Here is a 17,703-nt window from a genome sequence, read left to right as displayed (position 1 = left end):
GCCGAGGCCCGGCGCCGAGCCGCCCGCGCCGGGCTCGCCCCCGCCGACGAGACTCCCGAGCGCCCGGTCCGCCTGCCCCGCGACGTCGAGGTCCTCTGGCGCGCCGCCGAGCCGCCCCGGCGCGGCCCGCGCCCGAGCCTGACGCTCGACCGCATCGCCGACGCCGCCGTCGCGCTCGCCGACGCCGAGGGCCTCGGCGCGGTGTCCATGGCCCGGCTCGCCGAGTCGCTCGGCTTCACGACGATGTCCCTGTACCGCTACGTCTCGTCGAAGGACGAGGTCCTCGCGCTCATGGCCGACTCCGCCGTCGGGCCGCCCCCGGCGCCCGAGCCCGGAGCGCCGGACGGCTGGCGGCCCCGCCTCGAACAGCTCGTGCGCGCACAGGGCCCGGTCCTGCGGGCGCACCCCTGGCTCGCGCAGAGCGACGCCGCCCTGCACGCCACCGGCCCGCACCGCCTCGCGTGGATGGAGGCGATGGTCGGTGCGCTCGACGGGACGGGTCTGCACGCGGCCGAGAAGCTCGGCGTCGCCGCCCTGCTCGCGTCGCACGCGCTCAGCGAGGCACGGCTCGCGAGCGAGTTCACCGCCTACGAGAGCGCCGCCGCCGAGCCGCAGGACGACGACACCCCGCGCGTCGCCGACTACGGCGCGATCATCGCGGCCCTCGTGCGACCGGACGAGCACCCCGCGCTCGCGCTGGCCGTCGAGGAGGGTGCGTTCGCCTTCGACGACCCGACGCCCGACGACCCCGACCTCGACTTCGGGGCAGGGCTCATCCTCGACGGCGTCGCGGCGCTCGTCGCCGGGCGGTCGGGTGCCGGCGCCGCGTCGTAGGTCGGCTCCGGTTCACGTTCGGACGGAGCCCGGTCCGCGGTGGGACGGAGCCCGGGCCGCGGTGGGACGGAGCCAGTTCCGCGGTGGGACGGGCCCGGGCCACGGACGGACGGGCCCGGCGCAAGCGGGCGTGTCCGGCTCAGCGGGCGGCGTCCGGCCCAGGCGGGCGTGTCCGGCGGTCCGCCGCACGGGCCGGCCCCGCGGTGACGCACCCACCGCCCGCCCCAGAGGAGCGTCGAGCCAGACACCCCGCACGGACTCGTCCCGGCGTGGGCGGCGCACGGCAGGATCGCCGCATGACCCCGACCGAGACCCCCGAGCCGGCGGCCGTCCCGCTGGCGACCCCCGGCGCGCGCTGCTTCGGCGACGGCAACCCCCTCTACGAGGCGTACCACGACGAGGAGTGGGGCGTGCCGGTGCACGGCGACCGTGCGCTGCTCGAGCGCCTGGCCCTCGAGGGCTTCCAGTCCGGCCTCGCCTGGATCACGATCCTGCGCAAGCGGCCCGCGTTCCGCGCCGCGTTCGCCGACTTCGAGCCGGAGGCGGTCGCCCGGTTCGACGACGCGGACGTCACCCGGCTCCTGGCCGACGCGGGGATCGTGCGCAACCGGGCCAAGATCGAGGCCACGATCGCCAACGCCCGCGCCGTCCTCGCGCTGCACGAGGCCGGGCGCACGCTCGACGAGGTCGTCTGGTCGTTCGCCCCGGCCGACGCCGTCGCCGGGTCGCGCCAGCGCCCCGCGACCTGGAGCGACGTGCCCGCGCAGACCGACGAGTCCAAGGCGCTGGCCCGCGAGCTCAAGCGCCTGGGCTTCCGGTTCCTCGGCCCGACGACCGTGTACGCGGCGATGCAGGCGTGCGGCCTGGTCGACGACCACCTCGCGGGCTGCCCGGTCGTCGCGGGGCGCTGAGCGAGGTCAGCCACGGCCACGGGAGCGCGGCGCGCGGTAGGCGGCGCGCGGCACTGGGCACGTGGCACGTGGCACGTGGCACGTGGGACGTCGCACGTCGGACGTCGGACGCGAGCCGCGTCGTCGTTGGTCGTTGGTGGTTGCCCGCTGGCCGCTGGCCGCTGGCACATCGTCGCCTGTTCGTCACGCCGGCGTCGTCCGCCCGACACACGTGCTCCCTAGCGTCGGACCGACAACGAGAGAGAGCGGGGCACCGATGACCCTCACGCTGACGCTCGTCCGCCACGGGCGCACCTACTTCAACGCACGCCGGATCATGCAGGGACGCTGCGACTCGCCGCTCACGCGGGACGGTCGTGCGGGCGTCCGCACGACCGCCCGGCACCTCGCCGGCACGCCGTTCACCGCAGCGTGGTCCTCGCCCTCGGGGCGGGCCGTCGCGACCGCCGTCGAGCTGCTCCGCCACCACCCCGACGTCCGCCTGCGCACCGACCCCGGGCTGCTCGAGTACAGCTTCGGCATCTACGAGCGGAAGCACGAGGGCGTGCTCGACGACGTCGTCGCGTGGCCCGAGCTCGTCACGGAGGTCCTCGCGGGCCGCCACCCCGGGCTGCCGGGCGGCGAGCCCGGTGCGGAGTTCATGCACCGGACCCGGGACGTGTTCGCGCGGATCGCCGCCCAGCACGGCGACGGCGGGCACGTGCTCGTCGTCGGGCACGGGCTCGCGCTCGGCGCCTACCTGGCGACGGTCGACGAGGTGGGTCTCGTGCCGCTGCCGAACGCGTCCGTCTCGACGGTCGAGGTGGAGCCCGACGGCGCGGCGCGGCTGACGAGCGTCGCCGTCGACGTCGCCGGACAGGGGCACATCGCGGCCCGCCCGATGCGCACGCCGACCCCGGTGGCCTCGATCGCCTGACCCGGAGCCGCACGACCTGGACCGGCCCACCGGGCACCCCCTGGCCTGCACGTCGCCCGTCCCGCACCTCGCCCGACCCGCACCTCGCCCGACCCGCACGGCCCCCGAGCCAGCCGCACGCCCCCTCGTCGCGTCCCGGGCGCTCGCCGTCGCGGGCGTACCTCCGAGCGTGGACGGCCTCATCTCGGTTGGTGAGAGGCATTGCTCAGCATGCGGGACCAGCCCTATGCTCGGCTCACCATCCAGAGCGGCCGAGAGTCCTGGCTCGTCGACGCCGCAGCAACCCCCCTCTCACGAGGGTGTGGGTGCTTCCGCCAGGTTCGATGGAGTTGACGATGACGTGCACGTCCCCGTGTCCGCGACCCTCCCGGGCGGCCACCCCGCGACGGACCGCCTCATGAGCGCCCCCGTGACCGACGCCGCGCCCGACGCACCCCCCGTCCCGCGCGACGCCCCGACCGGCGACTCCCTGCGCACGGCCCCGGGTGCGCGCGACGTGCTCGCGCCGGTCGACCGGCCGACGGTCTCGTTCGAGCTGTTCCCGCCCCGCAACCCGGACGCCGCCCCGAAGCTGTGGGCGACGATCCAGGCGCTCGGCGAGACCCGCCCCGACTTCGTCTCCGTGACCTACGGGGCAGCGGGCAAGACGCGCACCACCACGCGCGGGCTCGTCCGCCGCCTGCTGCGCGAGACGTCGCTCAACCCGATCGCGCACCTGACGTGCGTCGGGACCTCGCGCGCCGAGGTCACCGCGGTCGTCGAGGAGTTCCTCGACGAGGGTGTCCGGTCGTTCCTCGCGCTGCGCGGGGACCCGCCCGCCGACCAGGCCGACTGGCGCCCGCACCCCGACGGCCTCGAGACCGCGAGCGAGCTCGTCGCGCTGCTCCGCGAGATCGAGGAGCGTCGGTGCCGGCAGAGCCTCGCGCAGAAGGTCCGCGCGACCGTGCGTCCCCTGTCGATCGCCGTCGCCGCGTTCCCGCGCGGCAACGCGGGCACGGGCAGCACGCGCGCGCAGGACGTCGCGGCGCTGCTCGCCAAGCAGGAGGCCGGGGCCGACTTCGCGATCACGCAGGTCTTCTACGACGCGGGCAGCTATCTCGAGCTCGTCGCCGAGGCGCGTGAGGCCGGCGTCACGATCCCGATCATCCCCGGCATCATCCCGACGACCGACCCCGCCCGGCTCCTGCGGGTCGAGGCGCTCACCGGCGTCCCGGTCCCCCGGCCGCTGCTCGAGCGGCTCGGCTCGGTCGACGACGACGCCGAGCGGCACCGGGTCGGCATCCGCGCGAGCGTCGACCTCGTGAACGCCGTGCTCGACGGCGGCGCCCCGGGCGTCCACGTCTACACCTACAACACCCACCACGCCGCGCTGGACCTGCTCGAGGGTGCACACCTCGGCGGCGGAGCTCCGACAGCTCCCGACCGGACCCCCAGGCCGCAGGCCGGCTCACCCAGCCCCGTCCCCGCCCCCACGAACTGATCGAGGACCCACGATGACGAGCACCACCCCCGCGTCCGCGCTGCCCGAGTTCCCCGCCGGGACGATCCTCGGCTACCCGCGCATCGGTCCCCGCCGCGAGCTCAAGAAGGCCATCGAGGCGTTCTGGGCCGGCAAGACGTCCGCCGAGGAGGTCGAGGCGGTCGCCGCCGACCTGCGCAAGCGCACCCGCACGCACCTCGCCGGCCTGGGCCTGCGCACCGACGTGCCCGCGATCCCGAGCGCGTTCTCGTTCTACGACCAGGTGCTCGACGCGACGAACCTCGTGGGCGCCGTCCCGGCCCGCTTCGCCGACCTCGTCGACGCCGAGGGTCGCCTCGACCTCGCGGGCTACTCGACGGTCGCCCGCGGCCGCGGCGAGGACCTGCCCCTCGAGATGACCAAGTGGTTCGACACGAACTACCACTACCTCGTCCCGGAGATCGGTCCGGAGACGGAGTTCCGCTACGCGAGCGACCGCACGGTCCGCGAGTTCGTCGAGGGCCTCGCCGACGGCGTCCTGACGCGCCCGGTCCTCGTCGGCCCGGTGACGTACCTCGCCCTCGCGAAGCCGACCGAGACCGCGCCCGAGGGCTTCACGCCGCTCGACCGCCTCGCGGACCTTCTGCCCGTGTACGCGACGGTGCTGCGCGAGCTCGCGAAGGCCGGCGCCACCTGGGTCCAGCTCGACGAGCCCGCGCTCGTCTCCGAGTCCCTCGACGTCCCGCTCGACCGAGTCCGCGAGGCGTTCACGCAGGCGTACACCGTGCTCGCGACCGAGCTCGCGCGCCCCGAGCGCCCGGCGATCCTCGTCGCCGCACCGTACGCGGACCTCGCGGAGAGCCTCGACGTCGTCGCGGCGTCCGACGTCGAGGGTGTCGCGCTCGACCTCGTCCGGGGTGCCGCCCCCACGGCCGCCGTCCCCGGCCTCGCGGGCAAGGTCGTCGTCGGCGGTGTCATCGACGGACACAACATCTGGCGCGCGGACCTGTCCGCGAAGCTCGAGGTGCTCGAGCGCCTCGAGACGCTGGGCGCGGCGCAGGTCGCGGCCGGCACGTCGACGTCGCTCTTCCACGTCCCGCACACGCTGGACGACGAGCCGGCGCTCGACGCGACGCTGAAGTCCTGGCTCGCGTTCGCCGACCAGAAGGTCGCCGAGATCGTCACGCTCGCTGAGGGCCTCGCCGAGGGCCGCGAGGCGATCCACACGCAGCTGCTCGAGGCGTCGGACGCGGTCCGCTCGCGCGCCACGGCGCCCGGCGTCGTCCGCCCCGAGGTGCGCGAGCGCGTCGCGTCGCTCACCGAGGACGCGTTCAACCGCGGCCCGTTCGCCGAGCGCAAGACGGCCCAGGCGGAGCGCCTCAACCTCCCGCCGCTGCCCACGACGACCATCGGGTCGTTCCCGCAGACGCCGGAGATCCGCAAGGCCCGCGCGGCGCACGACAAGGGCGAGCTCAGCACCGAGCAGTACGAGGAGGAGATGCGCGCGGAGATCCGCCGCGTCGTCGAGCTCCAGGAGACCGTCGGCCTCGACGTCCTCGTGCACGGCGAGCCCGAGCGCAACGACATGGTCCAGTACTTCGCGGAGAACCTCGACGGGTTCGCCGTGACGCAGAACGGCTGGGTCCAGTCCTACGGCTCGCGCTGCACCCGCCCGTCGATCCTGTGGGGCGACGTCTCCCGGCCGGCTCCCATCACGGTCGGCTGGACCCAGTACACGCAGTCGCTCACGAGCAAGCCGGTCAAGGGCATGCTCACCGGCCCGGTGACGATCCTCGCGTGGTCCTTCGTGCGCGACGACCAGCCGCTCGGCGACACCGCGAACCAGGTGGCCCTCGCCCTGCGCGACGAGATCACGGACCTCGAGGAGGCCGGCATCGCGATCGTGCAGGTCGACGAGCCGGCGCTGCGCGAGCTGCTCCCGCTCAAGGCCGCGGACCACGCCGCGTACCTCGACTGGTCGGTCCGCTCGTTCCGCCTCTCGACGGCCGGCGTGCGCCCGGACACCCAGATCCACACGCACCTGTGCTACTCGGAGTTCGGGCAGATCGTCGGCGCGATCGACGGCCTCGACGCGGACGTGACATCGATCGAGGCCGCCCGCTCGAAGATGGAGATCCTCGCGGACATCGCGAACGCCGGGTACCCGCGCGCCGTGGGCCCGGGCGTCTACGACATCCACTCCCCGCGCGTGCCGGGCGAGGACGAGGTCGAGGAGCTGCTCACGGCGGCGGTCAAGGCCATCGACCTCGACCAGCTGTGGGTCAACCCCGACTGCGGCCTCAAGACCCGCCGCTACGCCGAGGTCACGCCCTCGCTCGAGAGCATCCTCGCCGCGACGCGCGCGGTCCGGGCGACGCTCGCCTGACCCACCGGCGCCACGGTCCGGCGCCGGGGACCAGCAGCACCGACGCGGCAGGCCGCAGACCCTCCCGGGTCCGCGGCCTGCGGCGTTCCCGACGCCCGAGGAGCCACCGGGCCGCCCTGCCGACGGGCGGTGCCGGGCGTCGGTGCGTCGAAGGGCGCCACCAGCCATCAGCGGAGCGTCAGCGGGTCAGTAGAAGACCCCGATGCTGTCGACGATGAGGTGCGCGGTCGCCCCCCGGACCGTCAGGGCGATGCCACCGGCGGGCGCGGCCGTGACCGTCGCCATGCTCGGCGCCGTCTCCCCCGGGGCGTAGTTGCCCGTCGACGTCGTGGGCACGGTCCCGTCGCCGCTCCACGCGATGACGTGGCCCACCCCGAGGGCGTCGGTGACGGTCACGTTGACCACCTGCACGACCCCTGCGGGCAGCACGTCACGCGAGAGGCGCAGCGTCTCCCCGTCGGACTTCACGGGGCCCGCCCGTCGCGTGTCCATCAGGCGGGTGGGGGTCTGCGGGTAGAACCGCATCCCGTCGGGGAGGGAGCCGTCGTCGTACCACCCCTGGACGTCGACGATGACGTGCGTCCGACCGCCGCTGTTGTTGCGGACCACGATCCCGGGCGCGCCGTCCTCGCCGAGCGAGACCGGCACGACCGCGTGGTTCGGGATCGTCTGCCCGGGGACGAAGTTCACGTGCGACGCGTTCGGTGCGGCACCCTCGCCGGACCACGCGACCAGGTGCCCCACCCCGGTCGGCATCGTCACCGTCAGGTTCACGTCGACCGCCTCGGCGCCCTCCGGCACGCCGCTCAACGGCACCCAGACCTCCTCGAGCGAGTCGAGCGCACCGCCCTGGAGGCGGGTATCGAGGGCGCGCGCCTGGTCCTGCGGGTGGTAGCCGCCACCGCCCGGCCCGGAGGCCGTCGAGTAGTACCCCTGGACGTCCGCGATCAGGTGCGTCCGGCCGACCGCGTTGTTCAGCGAGACGCGACCGTCCGCCCCGACCGGGACCACGACCTGGTTCGCGCGCGTCTCCCCCGTCCGCATGTTCAGCGAGGACGTCCCGGGGATCGGGGTGCCCGACGCCCAGACCCGCACGTTCGTCAGCGCCGTCGGCAGGGTGCCGGTGACGTTCAGGAGCACCGCTCGGACCCCGGTGCGGGGCACCGCGCCGGCTGCGGCCGGGTCGAACGTGACGGTCTCCCCGGGCCCGACCGTGCCCGCGCGCACGCCCGTGCCGTTGCGCGTGTCCATCACGCGCTCGGGCGCGACGGCGACGTACGCACCCTCGGAGCCCTGCGGCGCCGGGAAGGGACGCGCGGTGACCGGCTCGGACGCCTGGAAGGCACCACCGTTCTGCGTGCTCCGGACGCGGTACGTGTAGACGGTGTCCGCGTTCACGGCGGTGTCGGTCCAGGGCAGCGTGACGTCGTCGGCGACGGTGACCTCGGGGCCGTCCCCCGCCGCACGCAGCACGCGGAAGGTGCCGCCGTCGCCCGGGCCGGCCGAGAGGGTCACGGCGAGGCGCTCGGGGCGTGCGGTCAGCGTCGCCTTGGGCCACGAGTCCTCCGGGAGCATCACCACGTAGGTGGACACGGAACCCACGACCGACTCGTCGGGCGTATGCAGGTGCGCGGAGTAGTAGGACGTGCTGGTCACGACAGCGCTGAAGTCGACGGTGCAGGTCTCGCCCGGTGCCAGCGTCGCCCCCGCGCAGCCGTCGCGGTCGATCACGAGCGGGAGCGGGCGCACGTCGGCGGTCGTGACCCCGTAGCTCTGCGGCGCCGTGCCCGCGTTCGTCAGCGTGGCGGTCCCCCGGGCCGTCCGGCCGACAGGAGCCACGTGGTACGGGAGTCGCGCGGAGACCGTCTCCCGGTACGGCACGTCGCTGGACCAGCGCAGCGTCCCCAGGATCGGCGTCGCGCCGGTGCAGGTCAGCTCGTAGTCGAGCGCGAGGCCCGACAGCCGACCGTCCGCGTCGTGCTCGACGTCGAGGACGTCCATCGTCCCGTCGCCCGTCTCGTCGCACCAGCCGGAGAGCTGGAGCCCCGGGGTCTGGGAGGTCGCCGCCGCTCTCGTCGACCGAGGGCCGACGACGAGCCTCGGGCTGTCTAGCGGCGCCGCCACCACGAGCGTCACGGGCGATCCGCCCTCCGCCGCCCTGACCTCGATCGTCAGCGTGTCCCGCCCCACGTCGCCGGGAGTCGCGTCGAAGAGTTCGGGTGAGGACACCAGCAGGCGACCGGGGAAGTGGATGCCCCGGCGGGAGGACACGCTGAGCACGTCGCCAGCCGACCCGGGAGCCGCGGCAGCCGGGAGGACGAAGCCGCACACGGCGACGGACAGGGCCAGGAGAGCCGCGAGAGCGCCTCGTGAGCGGGGGGGCATGACGCAGAGCGTAGGGCTATGACCGCGGTCACGGACGCCGTTTCCCGCACCGTTCACCTGGGCGGCCCTCGTCGGTCGCGGGGGGCCCGGACGCATCCCGTCCCGGCCCCCGGTCACCATCGCGCGCGGACCTCCGCGGACCTCCGCGGGCCGCTGCCGTGGCGGTCAGCTCGTCGTGGACCCGGCGGGCTCGCCGGACTGCGTGATCGCAGCCGCCTGGGACGCGGCGTGCTGCACCTCGATGCGGCGCGGCTTCGCCTCCTCGGCGACGGGGATCGTCAGGGACAGCACGCCGTCGGCGTACGTGGCCTCGATCTTGTCCAGCGCGAGGCCGCGACCCACGGTCAGCTGGCGCACGTACGTGCCGGACGGACGCTCCTGCACGAGCCACTGCACGCCCTCGGCACCCTGGTGGGTGCGCTGCGCGCGGATCGTCAGCGTCTGGTCCTCGACGTTCACGTCGATGGTGCCCGGGTCGGCACCCGGGAGGTCGGCGTGGAGCACGTAGTGGTCCCCCGACCGGAACAGGTCGAGCGGCATGGACGCTGCGGCGCGTGCGGAGCCGAACACCTGACCGACGAGCCGGTCCATCTCCTGGAACGGGTCGAATCGCGTAGCCACGACCATCACCTCCTCGCGGCGAGGCACCGGACCGTCCGACGCCTCGGTACGGGCCCCCTCCGGAACCGTCCGGCGGGGACTGGCTACGTCTCTTTTTTAGCACTCTCCCCCTGCGAGTGCCAACCCCTGCGCAGCCTCCGATCCGCTGGACGCAGGACGCCGACGCCCGGTCTCCGCCGTCGTCCTTCGCGGTGCGAGAGGTCGCTGCACGCCGTCGTCCGGCCTGCTCGCCCGCACGGGGCTAGCCTCGTTCGCAGGAGGCGGCCGGGGGGACCGCCACCGGAGCGGGAGGTCGGGATGGACGTGACCGGCACGGGCGGCGACGACCTCGCCGTCGAGATCGACGCCATCGCCCGCGCGCACCAGGACGACGCGCACCTCGAGGACGCCTGCGCCCGCCTGGTCCACCTGCTGCGCCAGCACGTGCACATGGAGGTCGGCTGGACGAGCGAGTTCGTCGGGACCGAGCAGGTGTTCCGCATCGTCGACGTCGAGCCCGGGCACCAGGGCCCCGCCGTCGGGACCCGTACCTCGCTCAACGACGCGTACTGCTCGCGCGTGCTCAACGGGACGATGCCCGCGCTCATCCCGAACGCCCGCGACGTGCCGGCGGCCACCTGGCTCGACGTGACCCTGGCGCTGCACATCGGCTCCTACCTCGGCGTCCCGCTGCACGCACCCGACGGGACCCCCAACGGCATGCTGTGCCTGATCAGCAGCGGCGTCGCCCCGCAGCTCGACGAGCACGCGCTCACCACCGCACGCCTCGTCGCCCAGGTCGTCGACGACCTGCACCACCGCGCGCTCGGCGAGGGCGCGGCACGCCGCGAGCGGGCCGCGCTGCACACGCACGTCACGGCCCTCTGCTCGGGGCTCGGCCGGCACGCCGTCTACCAGCCCATCGTGGAGCTGACCACGGGCGTGGCCGTCGCCGCGGAGGCGCTCACCCGCTTCGAGGCGTCCGACCGCGCGCCGGCCGGCTGGTTCGCCGCGGCGCACAGCGTCGGGCTGGGCCGCGAGCTCGAGGTCGCGTCCGCCCGGTGCGCGCTCGACGCGCTGCGCACGCCCGGGGCGGTCCCGCCGGGCTGCGCGATCGCCGTGAACCTCTCCCCCGACCTCGTCGTCGGCGCGCTCGACGAGCTCCTCGACGACGTCGACGTGTCGCGCGTCGTGCTCGAGCTCACCGAGTACGCCCCGGTCGCGGACTACGACGCGCTCGAGCGGGCCCTCGCGCCGCACCGTGCCGCCGGGCTGCGCCTCGCCGTCGACGACACGGGCGCCGGGTACGCGAGCCTCACGCACGTGCTCCGCCTCCGGCCCGACCTCGTCAAGGTCGACATGCAGCTCGTGCGCGGCGTCGACAGCGACCCCGTCCGGCAGGCCCTCGTCGGGGCGCTCGCCCGGTTCTGCGCCGTCGCCGGCGCGCTCGTGGTCGCGGAGGGGGTCGAGACCGAGGACGAGCTCGTCTCGCTGCTGGACCTGGGGGTCGGCCTCGGGCAGGGGTTCTACCTCGAGAAGCCGTGCCGCGAGCCGCGGTGGGCCGGCCTGCCGCACCGCGCGACGGCGGTGGCGTCCGGCGGCGGCTGAGGCGTTCCGCCGGGGCCGCGCGCGGGCGGCCGAGCGGTGCCGCCGGGACCGCCGCGGCGCGCTGGAGGTTCGCCGCCGCGGCCCGCGTCCGGCGCCGGCCGGTCAGTCCGTCACGTACTGGGCGGCGAGCGCCTCGACGATCCGGACGTCGCCGTCGAGCCACGGGACCGTCGTCCACTGCCCGAGGGGGAGCCACTGCAGTGCGTCGTGCTCGACGAGGGGCTCGGGGATCCCGTCGACCACCTCGGCCATCCACAGCCGCATGACGTAGGTGTCGGTGAGGCGCCACGCGCCGCCGTCCGGTCCGACGAGCTCGTGCCCCAGGCCGACGCGGACGCCCAGCTCCTCGCGCAGCTCACGGTGCAGGGCCTCCTCGGGGCTCTCCCCCGGGTCGACCTTGCCGCCGGGGAACTCCCAGCGACCGGCGAGGCTCGCGGGCGCGGACCGGCGGGCGGCGAGCAGCTCCCGGGGGGAGTCGAGGTCGTCGACGATCGCCGCGGCGACCACGAGCACAGGACGCGTCATGCGGGCGATCCTGCCAGTGATGCATGTCGGGCGCGTGACGGGCTCGGGCGCGTGACGGGCTCGGGCGCGCGAGGGGCCGAGCCGCGTGACGGCTCCGGCGCGTGGGGGGCCGAGGCGCGTGACGGGCGCGCGAGGGGCCGAGGTGCGCGACGGGCTCGGGCGAGTCAGCGGCTCGGCGACGCCATGCGACGAGCTCGGGCGCGCGCGCCGAGCGGTGCCGCCTCACGCGGTCGAGACGGTCGAGACGGTGGGGCCAGGTCGCGCGGCACGAGGTCCACGCGGTCGAGACGTTCTGGGCGGGTCGCGCGGCGTGATGTCCGCGCGGTCGCGGTGGTGCGGCTGGAGCCGCCGACGTCGGCGTCGGCTCGCGTCCGTGCCGGCGCACCGGGGGTACGACCGGTGCGTGCGGTGGAGCGGGTGCGGCGTGCGTGAGGTGCGTGGTGCTGCCGGGTCGTGGGACCGGCGGGGTGGTGCGGCTGGATCGGTGCCGGGTCAGCGCAGGCCGGCGGCGACGGCCCAGGCGACGGCCTCGGCGCGCGTGGAGACGCCGATCTTGCGGTAGACGCTGCGCACCTGGGACTTGACGGTGTTGCGCGTGACGAACAGGCGCGTCGCGATCTCCTCGAGCGTGACGTCCTCGGCGAGCTCGGACAGGACGACGCGTTCGCGTCGGGTCAGCGGCTCCGCGAGGGGCGTCGTGACGGTGCGGTCTGCCTCAAGGATGCTCATGGTGTCCTCCGGGTCCGGACGGCGTCCGGTGGCCCGGCGCCGTGTCGTGCGGCTGTTACCGGATGAGATCGGCAGGTGCGGCCGATATGACGCCAAAATCACCCACGGATCACCCCCGGCGTCGCCGCGGGTCGTGCGCGGGGCGACACTCGAAGGTGAACGTGCAGGTCACGGAGATACACGGACGATGACGGCAGGTCCCGATTCACCCGTTCGGACCAGCCGTCGCGGACGATCACCGCCCTTCGGGGCAGCGCGCCGGCGGACTCCGGCGTCGGGCGGCGCGAGCGAGCCCGGACACCGACGCAGGCGCGCGCCCTCGCGGGTCAGCCCGCGACCTGCGCCGCGTACTCCTCGGCGGTGAGCACGGGCCCGGTCTCGGTGACCTCGACCTTGAGCAGCCACCCGGCGCCGAACGGGTCCGAGTTGACGAGCTCGGGGGTCTCCACGACCGCCTCGTTGACCTCGACGACCGTGCCGGAGACCGGCGAGAACAGCTCGGAGACCGACTTCGTCGACTCGATCTCCCCGATCACGGCGCCCGCGGTGATCGCCTCGCCGACCGCCGGGAGCTCGACGTAGACGATGTCACCGAGCGCGTCGGCGGCGGTCGAGGTGATGCCGACCGTCGCGGGCGCACCGGCGCCGGCGCGGGTGTCGACCCACTCGTGCTCGACCGTGTACTGCAGGTGCTCGGGGAAGGCGCTCATGGAGGTGTCCTGTCGGGTCGGGCCGCCGGGGCGGGGTCGTCGTGGGTCGGTCGGGTCGAGCGGGTCGAGCGGCCGGGGTCGAGCGGGTCGGGCCCCGGCAGGTCGCGCCCGGTCGTCGGCGCCCGGTGGAGCCGGGCGGGCGTGCGGCCGTGCGCGCGTCCGGTCAGCGAGGACGACGGTAGAAGGGAACCGGCACGACGACCACCGGCTCGCGGCGTCCACGCACGTCGACGGCGAGCTCGCGGCCCTCGCCGCACATCTCGGGCGTCACGTACGCGAGCGCGATCGGGTGGCCGAGCGTCGGCGACGGGGCCCCCGACGTCACGTGGCCGATCACCGGGGCGTCCGGCGCGGTGCTCATCACGACGTCGTACCCGTGCCGCGCCGCCCGCTTCCCGAGCCCACGCAGCCCGACGAGCACGCGGGCCGGCTGGGCGCCCTTGCGCGACGCGAGGACCGCGCGGCCGACGAACGGCAGCGGCTCGCCGTCGGGCCCCGTCTTGTCGAGCTTCACCACGCGCCCGAGGCCCGCCTCGTACGGCGTCGTGGTCGTGTCGAGCTCGTTGCCGTAGAGCGGCATCCCCGCCTCGAGGCGCAGGCTGTCGCGCGCGGACAGGCCCGCGGGCACGAGCCCGAGGGGCTCCCCCGCGGCGAGCAGGTCGCGCCACAGCGCGGCCGCGGCCTCGGCCGGGACGAACAGCTCGAAGCCGTCCTCGCCCGTGTACCCGGTGCGGGCGACGAGCGCAGGGATCCCGGAGACGGTCGCGTTGACCGCCGCGTAGTACTTGAGCTCCCGGATGGGGTCGACGTCGACGGGGTCCGCCGCGGACGTGACGATCTCCTCCGCGCGCGGGCCCTGGACGGCGATCAGCGCGGTGGTCAGCGAGGCGTCGTGCAGCGTCGCGTCGAACCCGGCGAGGCGCTCGGTCAGCGCGTCGCGCACCACCGCGACGTTCGAGGCGTTCGCGACGACGAGGAACCGGTCCTGGGCGAGCCGGTAGACGACGAGGTCGTCGAGCACCCCGCCGTCCTCGCGGACGATCATCGTGTAGCGGGCCCGGCCCAGCGCGAGCGCCGTGAGGTCCCCGACGAGCGCGTGGTCGAGCGCCGCGGCGGCCCCCGTGCCGGAGATCTCGAGCTCACCCATGTGCGAGAGGTCGAACAGCCCCGCGGCGGTGCGGACCGCCTGGTGCTCGGCGATGTCGCTCGTGTACCGCAGCGGCATCTGCCACCCCGCGAACGAGGTCAGCGCGGCGCCGAGGGCGACGTGCTCGTCGTGCAGCGGGGAGAGGACGTCGCTCACGGGCGGGCTCCGATCGGGTCGAGGGTGGTGCGGGGCGGGCGGGCGACGACGGTCACGAGGTGTACGCCTCGATCGGCGGGCACGTGCAGACGAGGTTGCGGTCACCGTGCGCGCCGTCGATGCGGCGCACCGGCGGCCAGTACTTGTCGCTGCGCACGCTCGCGAGCGGGAACGCCGCGAGCTCGCGCCCGTACGGCTTGTCCCAGGCGTCCGCGGTGACCGACGCGGCGGTGTGCGGCGCGTTCCGCAGCGGCGACTCCGCGAGCGGCCAGCGTCCGGCGCCGACCGCGTCGATCTCGCCGCGGATCGACACCATGGCGTCGACGAACCGGTCGAGCTCGGCGAGGTCCTCCGACTCGGTCGGCTCCACCATGAGCGTGCCCGCGACGGGGAACGACAGCGTCGGCGCGTGGAAGCCGTAGTCCATGAGCCGCTTCGCGACGTCCTCGGCCGTGACGCCCGTGTCCTTGGTGATGGCGCGCAGGTCGAGGATGCACTCGTGCGCGACGAGCCCGTTCGGCCCGGTGTAGAGCACCGGGAAGTGCGGGGCGAGGCGCGACGCGAGGTAGTTCGCGCTGAGCACCGCGGTCTCGGTCGCGCGGCGCAGACCCTCACCACCCATGAGCGCGACGTACGCCCACGAGATCGAGAGGATGCCGGCCGAGCCGAACGGGGCGGCGGAGACCGGGGCGGCCGCGCCCGGGCCGGGCAGCCCGGCCGAGGCGAGGGCAGCCGTGGACGCGGGCGCGGTGCCCGACGAGGGTGCCTCGGACCCGTCGGTCACGCCGGAGCCGTCCGCCGCTCCGCCGGGCCGCGCGTCCGAGCCGTGCCCCGCGCCGGGGTCGCCCGGCAGGAACGGCACGAGGTGCGCGCCGACGCCGATGGGCCCGACGCCCGGGCCGCCGCCGCCGTGCGGGATGCAGAACGTCTTGTGCAGGTTCAGGTGCGAGACGTCGCCGCCGAACTCCCCGGGCCGCGCGAGCCCGACGAGCGCGTTCAGGTTCGCGCCGTCGATGTACACCTGGCCGCCAGCCTCGTGGACGAGGTCGCAGACCGTGCGCACGTCCTCCTCGTAGACGCCGTGCGTCGAGGGGTACGTGATCATGATCGCCGCGACCTGCGGGCCGTGCTGCGCGAGCTTGGCGCGCAGGTCGTCGAGCTCCACCGAGCCGTCCTCGGCGGTCGCCACGACGACGACGCGCATCCCCGCGAGCGCCGCCGAGGCCGCGTTGGTGCCGTGCGCCGAGGCGGGGATGAGGCAGATGTCGCGCACGGCGTCTCCCTCGCTGCGGTGCGCCGCGTGGTACTCGCGGATCGCGAGCAGCCCGGCGAACTCGCCCTGGGACCCGGCGTTGGGCTGGACCGAGACCGCGGCGTAGCCGGTGATCTCCGCGAGCCACGTCGACAGGCTCTCGATGAGCTCGGTGTACCCGGCGGCCTGCTCGCGTGGCGCGTAGGGGTGGATCGACGCGAACTCGGGCCAGGTCATGGCCTCCATCTCGACCGTCGCGTTGAGCTTCATGGTGCACGAGCCCAGCGGGATCATCGTGCGGTCGAGCGCGAGGTCCTTGTCCGAGAGCCGGCGGAGGTAGCGCATCATCGCCGTCTCGGAACGATTCACGTGAAACACGGGGTGCGTGAGGTAGCCGCTCGTGCGCAACGCCCACGCCGGGAGGTCGCCGGACGCGAGCGGCACGTCGGTGCTGGTCGCAGGGCCGGCGGCGTCCTCGTCCGGGCGCTGCTCGGAGTCCGCGGACGCCCCGAGCGCCTCGGCGACCGCCGCGAGCACCGCGCGGACGTGGTCGGGTGTCGTCGTCTCGTCGCACGCCGCCTGGACATGGTCCTCGTCGGGCGCCCAGAGGTTGATCCCGCGCTCCGCCGCGGCGGCGACGACGGCCCGCGCCCGGCCCGGCACGACGGCCCGGACGGTGTCGAAGAACGCCTCGTGGGCGACCGCGACCCCGTGCGCCCGCAGCCCGTCGGCGAGCGCGACCGCCCGCGCGTGCACCCGCTCGGCGATCGCCCGCAGCCCGTCGGGCCCGTGGTAGACGGCGTACATCGACGCCGTGATCGCGAGCAGCGCCTGCGCCGTGCAGATGTTGCTCGTCGCCTTCTCGCGGCGGATGTGCTGCTCACGCGTCTGCAGCGCGAGGCGGTACGCCGGGGCGCCGTCGGCGTCGATCGACACCCCGACGAGCCGGCCCGGGATCATCCGCTCGAGGCCCGAGCGCACCGCCATGAACGCGGCGTGCGGCCCGCCGTAGAAGAGCGGGACGCCGAAGCGCTGCGCCGAGCCGACCGCGATGTCCGCGCCGAGCTCGCCGGGCGGCGTGAGGATCGTCAGCGCGAGCAGGTCGGCGGCGACCGTGACGAGCCCGCCCGCCGCGTGCGCGGCCTCGACCAGCGGGCGCAGGTCGCGCACGACCCCCGAGACGCCGGGCGCCTGGACGACGACACCCACGAGCCCGCCGGGGCCCACGTCGGGCAGGCCCTCGCTCAGGTCCGCGACCACGACCGGCAGCCCGATCGCCTCGGCGCGGCCCCGCGTGACCGCGACGGTCTGCGGCAGGCACTCGGCGTCGAGCACCACGACACCCTCGGGCCGGCCCTTGACCGAGCGCCGCATGAGCGCGACCGCCTCCGCGACGGCCGTGGCCTCGTCGAGCAGCGACGCGTTCGACGTCGGCAGCCCCGTGAGGTCACCGATCACGGTCTGGAAGTTGAGCAGCGCCTCGAGGCGGCCCTGCGAGATCTCCGGCTGGTACGGCGTGTACGCGGTGTACCAGGCGGGCGACTCGAGCACGTTGCGGCGGATCACCGGCGGCGTGATCGTGTCGGAGTACCCGAGCCCGATCATCTGCGTCATCACGGTGTTCTTCGCGGCGATCGCGCGCAGCGCCGCGAGCACCTCGGCCTCGCTGCGGGCGGCCGGGAGGTCGAGCGGGCGGTCCGTGCGGATCGACGCGGGCACGGCGGCGTCGACGAGGTCGTCGAGCGAGTCGTAGCCGAGCTGGGTGAGCATCGTCGCGAGCTGCGACGTGCGCGGGCCCACGTGCCGGTCGGTGAAGTCGCGCGCGGCGTCGGTGCGGTGGGACAGCTCGTCGGCGCTGAGGTGCGTCACGGCGGTCTGGTCGAGATCGGTCACGAGGGCCTCCGGGGGTCGTCCGGCGGGCACCGGGACGGACGGGTGGCCTCCCCGCTCTGTCATCCGCGCGCCCGGGGGCACGCGACCTGAGAGTTTTGCCGGTCCGCCATGGGCCTCGCGGTGAGCGGGACCCCGGGGCGCGCCGGCTTGCACCGTCGGTGGGCCGCCCGTCGCCGGGTGGCCGCTTTCCAG

13 protein-coding genes and 1 riboswitch are annotated in these 17,703 nt (G+C 75.0%); of the genes, 6 read left to right on the top strand and 7 right to left on the bottom strand.

Going from position 1 to position 17,703, the window contains the following annotated elements:
• The 5 genes from AB6N24_RS13590 to metE form a co-directional block, all read left to right on the top strand.
• A partial coding sequence (locus AB6N24_RS13590) for a TetR/AcrR family transcriptional regulator C-terminal domain-containing protein (RefSeq protein WP_412869927.1) occupies positions 1–834 on the top strand: 834 nt, incomplete at its 5' end.
• Positions 835–1,130: 296 nt separating this feature from the next.
• Complete coding sequence (locus AB6N24_RS13585; protein ID WP_412869926.1) at positions 1,131–1,745, top strand: DNA-3-methyladenine glycosylase I; 615 nt, start codon at positions 1,131–1,133, stop codon at positions 1,743–1,745.
• A 256-nt stretch (positions 1,746–2,001) separates the two neighbouring features.
• Entirely contained in the window at positions 2,002–2,661 is a 660-nt protein-coding gene (locus AB6N24_RS13580) for a histidine phosphatase family protein (RefSeq protein ID WP_412869925.1), read from the top strand.
• A gap of 235 nt (positions 2,662–2,896) precedes the next feature.
• A riboswitch (SAM riboswitch) is annotated at positions 2,897–2,991 on the top strand.
• 67 nt (positions 2,992–3,058) lie between these two features.
• Positions 3,059–4,141, top strand: coding sequence for a methylenetetrahydrofolate reductase (locus tag AB6N24_RS13575; RefSeq protein WP_412869924.1), 1,083 nt, complete (start codon positions 3,059–3,061; stop codon positions 4,139–4,141).
• A gap of 13 nt (positions 4,142–4,154) precedes the next feature.
• Entirely contained in the window at positions 4,155–6,506 is a 2,352-nt protein-coding gene (gene metE / locus AB6N24_RS13570) for a 5-methyltetrahydropteroyltriglutamate--homocysteine S-methyltransferase (RefSeq protein ID WP_412869923.1), read from the top strand.
• A gap of 186 nt (positions 6,507–6,692) precedes the next feature.
• Here the strand turns inward: metE and AB6N24_RS13565 are convergent, their stop codons facing one another.
• Entirely contained in the window at positions 6,693–8,891 is a 2,199-nt protein-coding gene (locus tag AB6N24_RS13565) for a hypothetical protein (protein ID WP_412869922.1), read from the bottom strand.
• 165 nt (positions 8,892–9,056) lie between these two features.
• Positions 9,057–9,512 carry an Hsp20/alpha crystallin family protein gene (locus tag AB6N24_RS13560; protein WP_412869921.1) on the bottom strand — a complete coding sequence of 152 codons (456 nt, stop codon included), beginning with the start codon at positions 9,510–9,512 and terminating at the stop codon, positions 9,057–9,059.
• Positions 9,513–9,809: 297 nt separating this feature from the next.
• On the opposite strand from AB6N24_RS13560, the gene AB6N24_RS13555 reads away from it, so the two are divergent.
• The gene (locus AB6N24_RS13555; RefSeq protein ID WP_412869920.1) at positions 9,810–11,099 is read left to right on the top strand and encodes a sensor domain-containing phosphodiesterase; all 1,290 of its coding nucleotides are present in this window, start codon (positions 9,810–9,812) and stop codon (positions 11,097–11,099) included.
• A 102-nt stretch (positions 11,100–11,201) separates the two neighbouring features.
• Here AB6N24_RS13555 and AB6N24_RS13550 read toward each other — a convergent pair whose 3' ends face one another.
• From AB6N24_RS13550 to gcvP, 5 genes are all read right to left on the bottom strand, one after another.
• Positions 11,202–11,624, bottom strand: a complete 423-nt coding sequence (locus AB6N24_RS13550) for a (deoxy)nucleoside triphosphate pyrophosphohydrolase (RefSeq protein WP_258725322.1) — start codon at positions 11,622–11,624, stop codon at positions 11,202–11,204.
• Positions 11,625–12,116: 492 nt separating this feature from the next.
• Positions 12,117–12,353, bottom strand: a complete 237-nt coding sequence (locus AB6N24_RS13545; RefSeq protein WP_412869919.1) for a LuxR C-terminal-related transcriptional regulator — start codon at positions 12,351–12,353, stop codon at positions 12,117–12,119.
• Between the two features lie 326 nt (positions 12,354–12,679).
• Positions 12,680–13,063 carry a glycine cleavage system protein GcvH gene (gene gcvH / locus AB6N24_RS13540; RefSeq protein ID WP_412869918.1) on the bottom strand — a complete coding sequence of 128 codons (384 nt, stop codon included), beginning with the start codon at positions 13,061–13,063 and terminating at the stop codon, positions 12,680–12,682.
• 163 nt (positions 13,064–13,226) lie between these two features.
• Entirely contained in the window at positions 13,227–14,366 is a 1,140-nt protein-coding gene (gcvT, locus tag AB6N24_RS13535) for a glycine cleavage system aminomethyltransferase GcvT (RefSeq protein WP_412869917.1), read from the bottom strand.
• A gap of 52 nt (positions 14,367–14,418) precedes the next feature.
• Positions 14,419–17,574: an aminomethyl-transferring glycine dehydrogenase gene (gene gcvP, locus AB6N24_RS13530; protein ID WP_412869916.1), complete on the bottom strand. Its 3,156-nt coding sequence runs from the start codon at positions 17,572–17,574 to the stop codon at positions 14,419–14,421.
• Positions 17,575–17,703: the final 129 nt, after the last annotated feature.

The sequence above is a fragment of the Cellulomonas jepli genome (genome assembly GCF_047229345.1).
Lineage (GTDB): Bacteria > Actinomycetota > Actinomycetes > Actinomycetales > Cellulomonadaceae > Cellulomonas_A.
This window is presented reverse-complemented; position numbering and strand designations above follow the sequence as displayed.